The organism is Variovorax nitratireducens, assembly GCF_051216545.1.
Lineage (GTDB): Bacteria > Pseudomonadota > Gammaproteobacteria > Burkholderiales > Burkholderiaceae_C > Variovorax.
In genome coordinates, this window is record NZ_JBPJZO010000004.1 from 168,319 (window position 1) to 181,772 (window position 13,454).

15 protein-coding genes and 1 tRNA gene are annotated in these 13,454 nt (G+C 66.4%); 9 read left to right on the forward strand and 7 right to left on the reverse strand.

Translation table 11 applies throughout. The features are described 5' to 3' along the window. Window positions 1-8: 8 nt before the first annotated feature. Both ACSFA8_RS12880 and ACSFA8_RS12885 read left to right on the forward strand, forming a co-directional pair. A complete protein-coding gene (locus ACSFA8_RS12880; RefSeq protein WP_435479913.1) occupies window positions 9-659 on the forward strand; it encodes a DNA-3-methyladenine glycosylase family protein in 651 nt (216 codons plus the stop codon). A 16-nt stretch (window positions 660-675) separates the two neighbouring features. After that, window positions 676-1,656, forward strand: coding sequence for an acetyl-CoA carboxylase carboxyltransferase subunit alpha (locus tag ACSFA8_RS12885; RefSeq protein ID WP_435479914.1), 981 nt, complete (start codon window positions 676-678; stop codon window positions 1,654-1,656). Here the strand turns inward: ACSFA8_RS12885 and ACSFA8_RS12890 are convergent, their stop codons facing one another. Beyond that, window positions 1,657-1,956 carry a YkvA family protein gene (locus ACSFA8_RS12890; protein ID WP_435479915.1) on the reverse strand — a complete coding sequence of 100 codons (300 nt, stop codon included), beginning with the start codon at window positions 1,954-1,956 and terminating at the stop codon, window positions 1,657-1,659. Between the two features lie 87 nt (window positions 1,957-2,043). Between ACSFA8_RS12890 and tilS the strand changes: the two genes are divergently transcribed. The 3 genes from tilS (at window position 2,044) to ACSFA8_RS12905 (ending at window position 4,469) form a co-directional block, all read left to right on the forward strand. Next, window positions 2,044-3,012, forward strand: coding sequence for a tRNA lysidine(34) synthetase TilS (gene tilS, locus ACSFA8_RS12895; protein ID WP_435479916.1), 969 nt, complete (start codon window positions 2,044-2,046; stop codon window positions 3,010-3,012). A 68-nt stretch (window positions 3,013-3,080) separates the two neighbouring features. Continuing rightward, window positions 3,081-4,349 (forward strand): aspartate kinase, encoded by a 1,269-nt coding sequence (locus tag ACSFA8_RS12900; RefSeq protein WP_435479917.1) that lies wholly within the window; start codon window positions 3,081-3,083, stop codon window positions 4,347-4,349. 27 nt (window positions 4,350-4,376) lie between these two features. Next, window positions 4,377-4,469, forward strand: a tRNA-Ser gene (locus ACSFA8_RS12905). 82 nt (window positions 4,470-4,551) lie between these two features. Here the strand turns inward: ACSFA8_RS12905 and ACSFA8_RS12910 are convergent. Continuing rightward, on the reverse strand, window positions 4,552-5,874 hold the full coding sequence (locus ACSFA8_RS12910) for a cupin-like domain-containing protein (protein WP_435479918.1): 1,323 nt from the start codon (window positions 5,872-5,874) through the stop codon (window positions 4,552-4,554). Between the two features lie 122 nt (window positions 5,875-5,996). On the opposite strand from ACSFA8_RS12910, the gene ACSFA8_RS12915 reads away from it, so the two are divergent. Then, a complete protein-coding gene (locus ACSFA8_RS12915; RefSeq protein ID WP_435479919.1) occupies window positions 5,997-6,152 on the forward strand; it encodes a hypothetical protein in 156 nt (51 codons plus the stop codon). Window positions 6,153-6,299: 147 nt separating this feature from the next. Here the strand turns inward: ACSFA8_RS12915 and ACSFA8_RS12920 are convergent, their stop codons facing one another. The 5 genes from ACSFA8_RS12920 to ACSFA8_RS12940 form a co-directional block, all read right to left on the reverse strand. Beyond that, window positions 6,300-6,671: a hypothetical protein gene (locus ACSFA8_RS12920; protein WP_435479920.1), complete on the reverse strand. Its 372-nt coding sequence runs from the start codon at window positions 6,669-6,671 to the stop codon at window positions 6,300-6,302. Between the two features lie 67 nt (window positions 6,672-6,738). Further along, window positions 6,739-7,545, reverse strand: coding sequence for a PPK2 family polyphosphate kinase (locus ACSFA8_RS12925; RefSeq protein ID WP_435479921.1), 807 nt, complete (start codon window positions 7,543-7,545; stop codon window positions 6,739-6,741). A gap of 14 nt (window positions 7,546-7,559) precedes the next feature. After that, entirely contained in the window at window positions 7,560-7,985 is a 426-nt protein-coding gene (locus ACSFA8_RS12930) for an RNA-binding S4 domain-containing protein (RefSeq protein WP_435479922.1), read from the reverse strand. Next, the gene (locus ACSFA8_RS12935; RefSeq protein WP_435479923.1) at window positions 7,985-9,394 is read right to left on the reverse strand and encodes a sensor histidine kinase; all 1,410 of its coding nucleotides are present in this window, start codon (window positions 9,392-9,394) and stop codon (window positions 7,985-7,987) included. Before ACSFA8_RS12935 ends, ACSFA8_RS12930 begins: the two co-directional genes overlap by 1 nt. A 109-nt stretch (window positions 9,395-9,503) precedes the next feature. Then, the gene (locus tag ACSFA8_RS12940) at window positions 9,504-10,184 is read right to left on the reverse strand and encodes a response regulator (RefSeq protein ID WP_435479924.1); all 681 of its coding nucleotides are present in this window, start codon (window positions 10,182-10,184) and stop codon (window positions 9,504-9,506) included. Between the two features lie 103 nt (window positions 10,185-10,287). On the opposite strand from ACSFA8_RS12940, the gene ACSFA8_RS12945 reads away from it, so the two are divergent. The 3 genes from ACSFA8_RS12945 (at window position 10,288) to ACSFA8_RS12955 (ending at window position 13,438) form a co-directional block, all read left to right on the forward strand. After that, window positions 10,288-11,247 (forward strand): Bug family tripartite tricarboxylate transporter substrate binding protein, encoded by a 960-nt coding sequence (locus ACSFA8_RS12945; RefSeq protein ID WP_435479925.1) that lies wholly within the window; start codon window positions 10,288-10,290, stop codon window positions 11,245-11,247. Between the two features lie 94 nt (window positions 11,248-11,341). Then, window positions 11,342-11,902: a tripartite tricarboxylate transporter TctB family protein gene (locus ACSFA8_RS12950; protein ID WP_435479926.1), complete on the forward strand. Its 561-nt coding sequence runs from the start codon at window positions 11,342-11,344 to the stop codon at window positions 11,900-11,902. Window positions 11,903-11,914: 12 nt separating this feature from the next. Beyond that, window positions 11,915-13,438: a tripartite tricarboxylate transporter permease gene (locus tag ACSFA8_RS12955; protein ID WP_435479927.1), complete on the forward strand. Its 1,524-nt coding sequence runs from the start codon at window positions 11,915-11,917 to the stop codon at window positions 13,436-13,438. Window positions 13,439-13,454: the final 16 nt, after the last annotated feature.

The window sequence follows — 13,454 nt, forward strand, 5'->3', positions numbered from 1 at the left end:
GACTGAACATGCCGTCGCCCAAAAAGACAACCGTTGACATCTTCACGCCCGACTACTGGGAAGAAGCCTGCAAGCACCTGTCCCGCAAAGATCGGGTCATGAAGCGGCTGATTCCGCAGTTCGGCGACGTCCGCCTCGAATCGCGCGGCGATGCCTTCACCACGCTGGCCCGCAGCATCGTCGGCCAGCAGATCTCGGTGAAAGCGGCCCAGACGGTCTGGGACAAGTTCGAGGTGCTGCCGCGCCGGATGACGCCGTCCAACGTGCTCAAGCTCAAGGTCGACGACATGCGCGCCTGCGGCCTGTCGGCACGCAAGGTCGAATACCTGGTCGACCTTGCGATTCACTTCGACACGCAGGCGGTGCACGTCGATGCGTGGAACGACATGGCCGACGAGCTCATCATCGAGGAACTGGTCGCGATTCGCGGCATCGGCCGCTGGACGGCCGAGATGTTCCTGATCTTTCACCTGATGCGGCCCAACGTGCTGCCGCTCGACGACGTGGGCCTGATCAACGGGATCAGCCACAACTATTTTTCCGGCGATCCGGTGAGCCGCAGCGACGCCCGCGAGGTTGCGGTGGCGTGGGCGCCGTATTGCAGCGTGGCGACTTGGTATATTTGGCGCTCGCTCGACCCGGCACCGGTCGCGTATTGAACAACTGGAGAAGAGTTTGGCCAAACGAACCTTCCTCGACTTCGAGCAGCCCATCGCGGAACTCGAAAGCAAAATCGAAGAACTGCGCTATGTGCAGACCGAATCGGCAGTCGATATCTCGGAGGAGATCGACCAGCTCGGCAAGAAAAGCCAGCAGCTCACCAAGGACATCTACAGCGACCTGACGCCCTGGAAGATCACCAAGATCGCCCGGCATCCGGAGCGCCCCTACACGCTTGACTACGTCAACGAACTCTTCACCGATTTCGTCGAACTGCACGGCGACCGCCATTTCTCGGACGATCTCTCGATCGTCGGCGGGCTGGCGCGCTTCAACGGCACGCCCTGCATGGTGCTCGGCCACCAGAAGGGCCGGGACACCAAGGAGCGCACCGCACGCAACTTCGGCATGAGCAAGCCCGAGGGCTACCGCAAGGCGCTGCGACTGATGAAGACGGCCGAGAAATTCAAGCTGCCGGTGTTCACCTTCGTCGATACGCCCGGCGCCTATCCCGGCATCGATGCGGAAGAGCGCGGCCAGTCGGAAGCCATCGGCCGCAACATCTTCGAGATGGCGCAACTCGAAGTGCCGATCATCGTCACCATCATCGGCGAGGGCGGCTCCGGCGGCGCGCTGGCCATTTCGGTCGGCGACCAGTTGCTGATGCTGCAGTATTCGATCTATTCGGTGATCAGCCCCGAAGGCTGCGCCTCGATTCTCTGGAAGACCTCCGAGAAAGCGCAGGAGGCGGCCGATGCACTGGGCATCACCGCGCACCGCCTGAAGGCACTCGGGCTGGTCGACAAGATCGTGAGCGAACCGGTCGGTGGTGCGCACCGCGACCACCGGCAGATGGCTGCGTTCCTGAAGCGCGCCTTGAACGACGCGTTTCGCCAGGTCAGCGACCTCAAGGTCAAGGAACTGCTGGACCGCCGCTATGACCGGCTGCAGAGCTACGGCCGCTTCAACGACACCAAGGCCGACATCAGCAAGTGATCAGACGCCGGCGCGCGCCGTACCGAAGCGGCGCTCGATCTGCGCCTTGAGCGCGGTGTGCACGTCGGGCGGCAGGAAGCGCATGGCCAGCTGGATCAGCAGCATGGCCACCACGCCGTCGTCGATCCAGCCCAGCACCGGAATGAAATCCGACACCAGGTCGATCGGACTCAGCACGTAGAGCACCGCGAGCAGGGCGGTCAGCTTGGCCGCCTTCGGCGCACGCGGATCGCGCAACACGGCCCAGACCAGTGCCAGCTCCTTGCGCAGCAGCAGCCACAGCTTGCCGAGTTTCCACATACCGACTCCTTTGCAGGCCGACGAGGCCCAAGTCCCTAACGTGGGTCGTCTCGATCCGATGACAAGGGCCGGTCGCACAATCGCCCCATGAATTTCGATCAGGCCATGGCCGCTTTCGAGCCCGCGCTGCCGCTCGCCGTGGCCTACAGCGGCGGCGCCGACTCGACCGCGCTGCTGGTGGCCTGCGCGGCGCGCTGGCCGGGGCAGGTGGAGGCCTTCCACGTGCACCACGGCTTGCAGGCTGCGGCCGATGATTTCGAGCGGCACTGCGCCGCGGTGTGCGAGCGCCTTGGCGTGCCGCTGCGGGTGCAGCGCATCGACGCGCGGCACACGCCCGGCGAGAGTCCCGAAGACGCGGCGCGGCGTGCCCGCTATGCATCATTTGCGGCGCTGGCGACCGTCGGGCGGGCGCAAGGTGCGATCGAATCCATCGCACTCGGGCAGCATGCGGACGACCAGGTCGAAACGGTGGTGCTGGCCCTGTCGCGCGGTGCCGGCCTCGCAGGCCTGGCGGCGATGCCCCCAATGATGGAGCGCGACGGGCTGCGCTATCACCGGCCGCTGCTGGGCGTGCCGGCCGCGGAGATCCGAGCCTGGCTGACGGCGCGGGCGGTTCCCTGGATCGAAGACCCGAGCAACGCCGACTCGCGCTACACCCGCAACCGGATCCGTGCCGAACTGCTGCCCGCACTGGAGCGGGCGTTTCCGCAGTTTCGCGCCACCTTCGCGCGCAGCGCGCGCCACGCGGCGCAGGCGCAGGTTCTGCTGGCCGAACTGGCGCAGCAGGATCTGGCAAGCGTTGGCAGCCCGCCGGACATCAAGGCGCTGCAGCAGCTGTCGCGCGCCCGTCAGGCCAACGTGCTGCGCCACTGGTTGCTGCAGGCGCATGGCTGCACGCCGAGCACGGTGCAGCTTGATGAACTGCTTGACCAGATCGCCGCCTGCACCACGCGCGGGCACGGCCTGCACATCAAGCTCGGTGCCGGATTTGTCGAACGGCAGGGCACCGTGCTCGGTTGGTACAATTCCGCGCCCCCGACAAAGCCTTTGCGCTGAACGTCAAGGGCGCGCCGCCTCCGGGGGCACCCCCGGGGCCGGTTTCATCTCTTTCCCATATTTCACCCATGGCATTGATCGTTCACAAATACGGCGGCACGTCGATGGGCTCGACCGAGCGCATCAAGAACGTCGCCAAGCGCGTCGCCAAATGGGCGCGTGCCGGCCACCAGATGGTGGTGGTTCCAAGCGCCATGAGCGGCGAAACTAACCGCCTGCTGGGCCTCGCGAAAGAACTCTCGCCCAGCAAACCCGGCGACGCCACCAACCGCGAACTCGACATGCTCGCGTCGACCGGCGAGCAGGCTTCGTCCGCGTTGCTGGCCATCGCACTCCAGGCCGAAGGCATGGAAGCGGTGAGCTATGCCGGCTGGCAGGTCTCCGTGCGCACCGACAGCAGCTATACCAAGGCCCGCATCGAAAGCATCGACGACGCGCGCGTGCGCGCCGACCTCGAGGCCGGCCGCGTGGTGGTCATCACCGGCTTCCAGGGCGTCGACGACGAGGGCAACATCACCACGCTGGGCCGTGGCGGCAGCGACACCTCGGCGGTGGCAATCGCGGCCGCGATGAAGGCCCACGAGTGCCTCATCTACACCGACGTGGACGGCGTCTACACCACCGATCCGCGCGTCGAACCCGACGCGCGCCGCCTGACCACCGTGAGCTTCGAAGAGATGCTCGAAATGGCGAGCCTCGGCTCCAAGGTGCTGCAGATCCGCTCGGTGGAATTTGCGGGCAAGTACAAGGTGCCGCTGCGTGTGCTGTCAAGCTTCACGCCGTGGGACATCGACATCAACGAAGAAGCCAAGTCCGGCACGCTGATCACTTTCGAGGAAGACGAAAACATGGAACAAGCCGTCGTATCCGGCATCGCGTTCAACCGTGACGAGGCCAAGATCTCGGTGCTGGGCGTGCCCGACAAGCCCGGCATCGCGTACCACATCCTGGGGGCGGTCGCCGACGCGAACATCGAGGTCGATGTGATCATCCAGAACCTGAGCAAGGACGGCAAGACCGACTTCAGCTTTACGGTGCATCGCAACGAATTTGCCAAGGCGGTCGACCTGCTCAAGGACAAGGTGCTGCCCACCCTGGGTGCGGCCGAGGTGGTCGGCGACGCGAGGATCTGCAAGGTCAGCATCGTCGGCATCGGCATGCGCAGCCACGTCGGCGTTGCAGCCAAGATGTTCCGCGTGTTGAGCGAGGAGGGCATCAACATCCAGATGATCTCCACCAGCGAGATCAAGACTTCCGTGGTGATCGACGAGAAGTACATGGAACTCGCCGTGCGCGCATTGCACAAAGCCTTCGATCTCGATCAACCGGCTGCCTGAAGCTGGCATAATGCCGGTTGATTTCAAGGAACTGTGACCGAGTGGCCGAAGGTGCTCCCCTGCTAAGGGAGTATGGGGTGTAGAGCCTCATCGAGGGTTCGAATCCCTCCGGTTCCGCCAGCATATGGAGATCTCTCCAACAAAAAAGCCACCTTCGGGTGGCTTTTTTGTTGGAGGCGCCTGCCCCGGGAGACCGAGGCGCTCAGCCGAATGGCACGATGCGGATCGACGAGCCGTCGGTGAACTGGCACTGGATGGCGCCGCCATCGCCCGAGATGCCGGCAAGCTGCTGGCCATAGTGCGAAGCGCGCGAGCCCGTGCGGCTCTCCTGCACCTCCATGCCTGCGCCGCGCGAGCGGAACCGCAACGTGCTGCCGTCCTTGAACTGGGCCTCGATGATGCCGCCGACCGCACTCACGGCGTTTAGGAGCTCGCCCTGCATCGCATCGGCGGTGTGGGCTGACGTTGCTGCCGGCGGCGCGGGCAAGGGCGGGGCCGGGTCGGGGTAATCAAACTGATTCGGTACTGCCAGGCACGAATACGAAAACGACAGGCTCACGTCGAGCGACGCCACCTGGTGCCACCAGCCCAACGGCAGGAACATTGTCTCGCCAGGCTCGACCACAACCTCGAGTACCGTCGCATCGGCGAAGGCCGGGAATCGCGCCGGGTCGGGCCGCTCAAGATCCACGTCACTGAACACGTTGCGAAGGTTGTAGACACGTGACCATTCGAGTGGAGACACGAATCGCCAACGCTTGCGTCCGACCACCTGGGTGTGGAAGAGCATCAACGTGTCGTGGTGCAGCGGGGTCACGGTGCCGGCCGGGCCAAACCAGAACGAAGAGCGGTTCGTCAGCTGCGAACGGTCGCACAGCGGCGGCAGGCTGCCGATGTCGTCGAGCAGCGGCGCGAATTCCGGCCGGCGCAGCAGCTCGTTGTTTGCCGTCAGGTAGTAGTCGTTGGTAGCGCCGCCCTGCACCACCCGGTCGACGAAGGCGCCGAGGTTCAGGCGCTTCGTCAGCAGCAGCTTGTTCTGCTCGTAGTTCGGGTCGGCGTGGCGCTCGGACTGGACGTCCACGTCGAGGTGGCCGAAGCGCCGCTTCAAGTCCTCGGGCGACCAGCGCCGCATGGCGGGCCAGTCGCGCGTATGGCCGGTGAGCACCACGGGCCGACAGCCGCGCACATAGCGCGCCGCGAATTCCTCGTCGGACAGGTTGGCGCGCTTCTCCACCGTGCGGTACTGCGGGTCGGACGCCCACAGCCGCTGCAGGTTGAGCGCCACGGCGTCGAGCTTTCGAAGCCGCTGCTTCTGGCTCAGCGCGACCGCATACGCAGGGTCGTCGTCGAGCGCCGCAATGGCTCGCTCGGCATCAGTTCGCGCAAGACCGGCGCCCTGCATCATCTGCAGCATCGACTCGACGGCGCTGCCGCCCAGGCGCTGCTCGACGATCCAGCGCCGCCACGAGGCGTCGATCTGCCGGGGAAGTGGTGCGGGGGGTATCGGCGCGGAAGGGGATGGCATGGCAAACGTACTCCTTGACCACTCAACGGGCTTCGCGAGCAGGGTGCTGCTCGATTTCGGCGGCGACGCCGGGATTGATCCAGCGCAAGGAGGGGCGCGGCCTCCTGCCCAAGAATGACGGCATGAACATCACGTTGAACGGAACCCTGCAATGGCTGGCTTTCAGCATGGCAACGCTCCTGGCGACCGGCATTCTCGTGCTCGCCGGCTTGAATGAAAACGGCCTTGCGGAGAGCCACCAGGCATCCATTTCATTCGCCGCGAAAAATCCACGATAAACCCCGATGGGGCTCGCAGCCCCTGACCGATCCGGCCCTTTATGGGCCGTTCTGCTTTGTGCCCTGCAGCGCCTTGTTACGGGGCGGGGCCCGAAGTTTGTCCAGATCCACCCGCAAATCCGCAATCGTCACCAACCGCAGCGCCGGTCAGTTGCCGGATGTTTTGGGCTGGTGTGCTGCCATTTCAGCTTCGATGTCGGCCAGGTCGGCGCGCGTTTCGGTCAGCTTTTTCTCGAGCTTCTCGCGGCGCGCCACCTCCTGCGCTAGCGCCTGGCTCACGTCTTCGAGGTCGTCGGCACATTCCTGCACCGCTTCTTCGAGCGCATCGTGCTTTTCGAGCGCCTGCGCCACGTCGCCGGTGCGCGCGTCGGCCGGCAACTCCTGCTTGAGCACTTCCTTGATGACGAACAATTCCTGCGCGCCGCTGTTCAGTCTGGCCTGCACATCCTGCGTTTGGGCGAGCGCTGCATCGAGCGGCGCGGTGGTTTCGGGGGAACGGGTCGGTTCGGTGGCGGTCACGCTGCAATTCCTCGGGATGCCAAAGGGCAAACCCCGAAGATACTCCCCCGCGGCCGCCGCGTCCCCGTCATTCGACAATCAGCCCTTTAAGCGCTGGGTTGGGCGGCGGTGCCCGGGACTTCATGTCACGCAGCGTTTTCACTAGAAGGCGCGCAATCATGAGGTTGCGATGCAGCTTGCTGTCGGCCGGTATCACGAACCAGGGGGCGTGCGCGGTCGAGGTCGCAGCCAGCGCCTTTTCGTAGGCGCGCTGGTAGGCGCCCCATTTCTTGCGCACGACCAGGTCGTCCAGGCTGAATTTCCATTGCTTGTCGGGTTCGTCGATCCGGGCCTGCAGCCGTTCGCGCTGTTCGCCCAGGCTGATGTGCAGCATGCACTTGACGACGACGGTGCCGGTTTCGGCCAGCAGGCGTTCGAAGTCGTTGATCTGGGAGTAGCGGCGCCTGGCCGCTGCCTTGTCGATCCAGCTCTCGACCACCGGCACCAGCACGTCCTCGTAGTGGCTGCGGTTCCACACGGCGAGTTCGCCGGTGCGCGGCACCACGGCATGGCATCGCCAAAGGAAGTCGTGCGCCAGTTCGTCGGCCGAGGGCGCCTTGAAGGCCGCCACCCGCACGCCAAGCGGCGAGGTGCGGGAGAACACCCAGCGCACCGTGCCGTCCTTGCCGCTGGTGTCCATGCCTTGCAGCACCAGCAGCACCTTGCGTTTGCCTTCGGCGTGCAACAGGTTCTGCAGCACGTCGAGTTCCTTGGCGAGCTGGTCGAGCTGTTCGCGCTGCGCTTCCCCGGAGCCCTTCAGAAAGGGGGTGTCGGCCGGGTCGATGTGGGCCAGGCGAAACTTGGGGCCAACGCGGTATGGGTCGAAACGGGTCATGTGCAGATCCTTGGTCAGTCGGCCTCTGGGTCGATGGATGCGCTCCAGCGGCTGTCCCAGTCGCCGCGGCGGGCGCCGTCGAGCTCGCGCCGGTCGCGCTTGGTCGGGCGGCCCTGCTCGATGCTGAGAGCCGGCTCGCTGCCCATGCGGCGCTGCTCGCGCACGGCGGCTTGCGCAGCGATGCTTTCGGGCGTTTCTTCGTAGAGCTGCTGCGCCACCGGTGCCGGGCCGCGCTGGCCGCTGATGCCGAGCACCCGCACCACGCGGGTGACTGCGCCCAGCCGTACCGTGACCGTGTCGCCGATCTTCACCTCGCGCGAGGCCTTTGCGATGTCGCCATTGACCTGTATGCGGTTCTTGCCGATCTCGTCCGCGGCCAGCGAACGGGTCTTGAAAAAGCGCACGGCCCACAACCACTTGTCAATGCGGAGTTTGTCCATCAGGTGCCATTGTCCAGCGGAAGCCGCACCGTCGCTGTGAGACCGGAGGCACGGCGACTGTCGGCCGACCGGTTGTCCAGCGCGATGCGGCCGTCGAGCGCCTGCACGATCTCGCGGCAGATGGCCAGCCCGAGGCCCGAACCGCTCGCCACGTCGCCGGCGGAGAAGGGCGCAAACAGGCGTTGGCGCAGCTCGGCCGGGATGCCCGGCCCGTCGTCCTGCACGCTCAGCAGCGCCTCGCCCGCGTCTGCGCGAATCGCCACCGACAGCCGAGCGCTGGGCGGGCTGTGCTTGATGGCGTTGTGCAGCAGGTTGCGCGTGAGTTCCTGCAGCATCCAGCGGTGCGCGCGTACCGGCGTGGCGGCGCCATCGAACTCGAAATCGAGCGCCTTGTCGGCCACCAGCGGCGACACGTCGAGCGCCACCTCGCGCACCACCTGTGCCCAGTCGACGCGCTCCGATTCGGGCTGCTGGCGCAACTGCTCGACCTTGGCGAGCGACAGCATCTGGTTGGCCAGCATGGTGGCGCGTTCGACCGTGTCGCTGATCTCGCCCAGCGCCTGCTCGGCCGGCATGTCGCCACGGCGCGCCGACTGCACCTGCGCCTTGAGCACTGCAAGAGGCGTGCGCAACTGGTGCGCCGTGTCGCGCACAAAGCGCTTCTGATGGTCCAGCAGGCGCTGCAAGCGGCCCATCACCTCGGTGGTGGCCGCGACCAGCGGCTGCAACTCGCGCGGCGCGTCCGGTGCCTCGATCGGGCTCAGATCGCCTTCAGGCCGTTCTGCCAGCCGCGCACTGACGCGGCGCACCGGCAGCGTGGCGCGCTGTACGACCCAGACCACGAGCGCGGCGATCACCGCCATCAGCAGCAGCTGGCGCCACAGCGTATCGACCAGAATCCGGCGCGCCAGTGTTTCGCGCAGCTCCAGCGTCTCGGCCACCTGCACCACGGCCATGCCGCGGCCGCGTTCGCTGGCCACCGGCTGCAGCAGCACCGCGACCCGAACCGGTTCGCCGCGGAACTGCGCATCGTAGAAGTCGACCAGCGCCGAGTAGGCGCCGCGATCCGGGATGCGGCCACGCCAGAACGGCAGTTCGACAAAGCCCGACACCATCTCGCCGTCGAGGCTCGACACCCGGTAGTACATGTGGCTCTTGTTGTCGGCCTCGAAGGCCTCGAGCGCGGAGTAGGGCACCTTGGCCAGCAGTACTGCCCGATCGTCGTAACCCACCACGTCGAGCTGCTCGCCGATGGTCTTGGCCGAGGCCAGCAGCGTGCGGTCGTAGGCCAGCGTCGCCGCCGCCAGGCTCTGCCGGTAGAGGCTGATCGAGTTGATCACGATGAACAGACCCACCGGCCCGAGGATGCCGATCAGCAGCGTGCGGCGCAGCGAGGCTGGTCGGCTCACACGCTCTTTCGTGGAACACGGCGGAACCGGCTCTGCCGGGCCGCTCGTGTTGCCCCCGGCCAGGGGGTTGGCGGAGCGGACACGAAGTGCCGCGCAGACTGGGGGCGAGTCATGTCGCGCGGAGCAGGTAGCCGAGGCCCCGCATGGTCATCAGCGCCGCGCCGGTGCCGGCCAGCTTCTTGCGCAGCCGGTACACCACCACCTCGATGGCCTCGTACTGCACATCGGCCTCGCCGGGGAACACCAGTTCGAACAAGCGCTCCTTGGTGACCGCATGGCCCGGCTTCATCATCAGTGCCTTGAGCAGCGCCAGCTCGCGCGGAGTCAGTTCCAGCACTTCGGCCCGGTGGTAGATCGCGCCGCTGTCGACCTCATAGCGCAGTGCACCCACGTCCTGCGGCCGGGCCCGGCCGTCCGCATCGGGGTTCTTCTGGTGGCGCCTGCGCAGCGCGCGCAGTCGCGCTTCGAGTTCGTCCAGGTCGAACGGCTTGGGCAGGTAGTCGTCGGCACCGGCGTTGAGGCCCACGATGCGGTCACCCACCGTGCCGCGTGCCGTGAGCAGCAGCACCGGCGTGCGCAGCCCGGCGGCACGGGCCTGGGCCAGCACCTGCAGGCCGTCGAGGTTCGGCAGGCTCAGGTCGAGCGCCACCACGTCGGGTTCGAGCTCGCGCCACTGCGCCACCGCGAGGGCGCCGTCGCCGCACACGCGCACGTCGATCTGGCGGCGGCCGAGCGTGCGCTGCAACGTGGTTTGCATCGAGGGATCGTCTTCGACGAGCAGCAGTTTCATTCGGTGTTTTCCCCAAGCCGCCGGACAGCCAACTGACAGCAGGGCGGCGCATGATAGCGGGGTTCAGGTTCTGATCAGCTTCTTAGTCACTGGAGACACATACATGCGTCGCGATACCTTTCTGAAGTCACTGGCCGCACTGGCCGCCTCCGGCGCGCTGCCGATGTCGGCCTGGGCCGCCGCCAACGTCAAGATGATGATCCCGGCCAACCCCGGCGGCGGCTGGGACACCACCGGCCGCGCCCTCGGCAAGGCCATGACGGACGCCAAGCTCGCCGACACCGTGAGCTACGAGAACAAGGGCGGCGCAGCCGGCGCGTTGGGCCTGGCCCAGTTCGTCAACGGTTCCAAGGGCGACGCCAACGCGCTGATGGTCATGGGCTCCGTGATGCTCGGCGGCATCATCACCGGCAAGCCGCCGGTCAAGCTCGAGCAGGCCACGCCGATCGCGCGCATGACCACCGAGTACAACGTGTTCGTGCTGCCGGCCAACTCGCCCATGAAGACCATGGCCGACGTGGTGGCCCAGCTCAAGAAGGATCCGGGCAGTGTCAAGTGGGGCGGCGGTTCGCGCGGCTCCACCGAGCACATCGCCGCGGCCATGATCGCGCAGAAGGTCGGCGCCGACCCGTCCAAGATCAATTACGTCGCGTTCCGTGGCGGCGGTGAAGCCACGGCGGCCATCCTGGGCGGCAATGTCACGGTCGGCGGCAGCGGCTACAGCGAGTTCGCACCGTACATCGCCGACGGCAAGATGCGCGCCATCGCCGTCACCTCGGCCCAGCGCCTGCCCGGCATCAACGTGCCGACGCTCAAGGAGCAGGGCATCGACGTCGAGATCGGCAACTGGCGCGGCGTGTACGGCGCCCCCGGCATCACGCCCGAACAGCGCAAGACGCTCACCGACCTGGTGCTGGCAACGCTCAAGTCCCCGGGATGGGCCGAATCGCTCAAGAAGAACGACTGGACGCCTGCCGTCCTGTCGGGCGAGGCTTTCGCCAAGTTCGTCGACGACGACTTCGCCAGCCTGCGTGCGATCATGATCAAGTCCGGCATGGTTTGAGGCCTGCGCGTTTCGCTCGAGAGCACGTCAGCGACGTGCTTTTTTTCCATCCGGCATTCCGATAACAACACAGCCAAAAAGAACGAGGCACTCCATGGAAGCGAACCCTTCATTGACAGACGGCCCACCGCCGCAACCTCCGGCTTTGGCCGCGGCGGTGCGGATGCAGACGCTGGTGGGCGTCGGTGTGCTGCTGGTCGGCCTGGGGCTGGCCTTCGGCGCCATCAGCATCCCCGCCGAGGCCGGCTATGGCGGCGTCGGCCCGAACTTCCTGCCGTGGGTGTGCGCCATCGTGCTCACGCTCTGCGGGGGCTGGATCATCTGGGAAGCCCGCACGGGCGGTTTCCGCGAAATGGACGCGCCCGACGAGAGCGCCGATCCGGCCTACTGGTCGGGCTTCGTGTGGTTGTCGGCTGGCCTGCTGCTGAACGCCGCGCTGATCACCGTCATCGGATTCATCCTGAGTTGCACTCTCTGCTACGTGCTCGCGGTGCAGGGCCTGCGCCGGGCGGGTGGCCAGGCCGCGGTGAACCAGCCGCGCACCTGGTTGATCGACCTGGTCACCGGGCTCCTGATTTCGGCGCCGGTGTACTGGATGTTCACCAAGTTCCTGGCCATCAACCTGCCGGGCCTCACCGCCACCGGCTGGCTCTGAAAGGCGTTTGACATGGACATCCTCAACGCGCTCATGCAGGGGTTCGCAACCGCGATCACCCCGGTCAATCTGCTCTGGTGCCTGTTCGGCTGTGCCCTCGGAACCGCCGTCGGCGTGCTGCCGGGCATCGGCCCGGCGGTGGCCGTGGCCATGCTGCTGCCGATCACGGCCAAGGTCGAGATCACGGCCTCGATGATCTTCTTCTCGGGCATCTACTACGGCGCCATGTACGGCGGCTCCACCACCTCGATCCTGCTCAACACGCCCGGGGAGACGGCCAGCATGGTGACGGCCATGGAGGGCAACAAGATGGCCAAGAGCGGCAGGGCGGGCGCGGCGCTCGCAACCGCGGCCATCGGCTCGTTCGTGGCCGGCAGCATCGCCACCGTGATCGTCACCCTGTTCGCACCGTTCGTGGCCGAGTTCGCGGTCAAGCTCGGGCCGCCCGAGTACTTCATGCTGATGCTGCTGGCCTTCACCACGGTGAGCGCGGTGCTCGGCAAGAGCACGCTGCGCGGTATGACGGCGCTGTTCGTCGGCCTTGCTGCCGGCTGCGTCGGCCTCGACCAGATCTCGGGCCAGGGCCGCTACACCGGCGGGGTGCCCGAGTTGCTCGATGGCATCGAGATCGTGCTCGTCGCGGTCGGCCTGTTCGCAGTGGCCGAGGTCATGTACGCGGTGATGTACGAAGGCAAGGTGGTCGAGGGCCAGAACAAGCTCAGCCGCGTGCACATGACAAAGCGCGACTGGAAGCGCTCGATTCCGGCCTGGCTGCGCGGAACGGCCATCGGCACGCCGTTCGGCTGCATCCCCGCAGGCGGAACCGAGATCCCGACCTTCCTGAGCTACGCGATGGAAAAGAAGCTGGTGAAGAACCCCGAGGACAAGGCTGAGTTCGGCACCAAGGGCGCCATCGAAGGCGTGGCCGGTCCCGAGGCCGCCAACAACGCCACCGTGACGGCGGCGCTGATCCCGCTGCTCACGCTCGGCATCCCGACCAGCAACACCACCGCCATCCTGCTCGGCGCATTCCAGAACTACGGCATCCAGCCGGGCCCGCAACTCTTCACCACCTCGGCCGCGCTGGTGTGGGCGCTGATCGCCTCGCTCTACATCGGCAACGTGATGCTGCTGGTGCTGAACCTGCCGATGGTGGGCCTCTGGGTCAAGCTGCTCAAGATCCCGAAGCCGCAGCTCTACGCAGGCATCCTGATCTTCGCGACGGTCGGCGCCTACGGCATGCGCCAGAGCGCGTTCGACCTGTTCCTGCTGTACGGCATCGGCCTGCTCGGCGTGGTGATGCGGCGCTTCGACTTTCCGACCGCCCCGGTGGTGGTCGGCATGATCCTGGGCCCGCTGGCTGAAGCGCAGCTGCGCAACGCCATGTCGATCGGCGAGGGCAGCGCGGTGGTGTTCTTCCAGCGCCCGATGTCGCTGGCGCTGATCATCATCGTTCTCGCGGTGCTGATCCTGCCGCGCCTGGCCAAGCGCATGAGCGAGCGCAAGCGGCTGCGGCTCGCGCAACTCGACGCCTGACGCTGCGCACCACTGC

Excerpts from the sequence above, each read along its gene's own strand:
- ACSFA8_RS12900 (WP_435479917.1), top strand. The coding sequence starts at position 3,081 with ATGGCATTGATCGTTCACAAATACGGCGGCACGTCGATGGGCTCGACC.
- ACSFA8_RS12890 (WP_435479915.1), bottom strand. The coding sequence starts at position 1,956 with ATGTGGAAACTCGGCAAGCTGTGGCTGCTGCTGCGCAAGGAGCTGGCA.
- ACSFA8_RS12930 (WP_435479922.1), bottom strand. The coding sequence starts at position 7,985 with ATGGACAAACTCCGCATTGACAAGTGGTTGTGGGCCGTGCGCTTTTTC.
- ACSFA8_RS12950 (WP_435479926.1), top strand. The coding sequence starts at position 11,342 with ATGGAAGCGAACCCTTCATTGACAGACGGCCCACCGCCGCAACCTCCG.
- ACSFA8_RS12925 (WP_435479921.1), bottom strand. The coding sequence starts at position 7,545 with ATGACCCGTTTCGACCCATACCGCGTTGGCCCCAAGTTTCGCCTGGCC.
- ACSFA8_RS12945 (WP_435479925.1), top strand. The coding sequence starts at position 10,288 with ATGCGTCGCGATACCTTTCTGAAGTCACTGGCCGCACTGGCCGCCTCC.
- ACSFA8_RS12955 (WP_435479927.1), top strand. The coding sequence starts at position 11,915 with ATGGACATCCTCAACGCGCTCATGCAGGGGTTCGCAACCGCGATCACC.
- tilS (WP_435479916.1), top strand. The coding sequence starts at position 2,044 with ATGAATTTCGATCAGGCCATGGCCGCTTTCGAGCCCGCGCTGCCGCTC.
- ACSFA8_RS12910 (WP_435479918.1), bottom strand. The coding sequence starts at position 5,874 with ATGCCATCCCCTTCCGCGCCGATACCCCCCGCACCACTTCCCCGGCAG.
- ACSFA8_RS12940 (WP_435479924.1), bottom strand. The coding sequence starts at position 10,184 with ATGAAACTGCTGCTCGTCGAAGACGATCCCTCGATGCAAACCACGTTG.
- ACSFA8_RS12915 (WP_435479919.1), top strand. The coding sequence starts at position 5,997 with ATGAACATCACGTTGAACGGAACCCTGCAATGGCTGGCTTTCAGCATG.
- ACSFA8_RS12880 (WP_435479913.1), top strand. The coding sequence starts at position 9 with ATGCCGTCGCCCAAAAAGACAACCGTTGACATCTTCACGCCCGACTAC.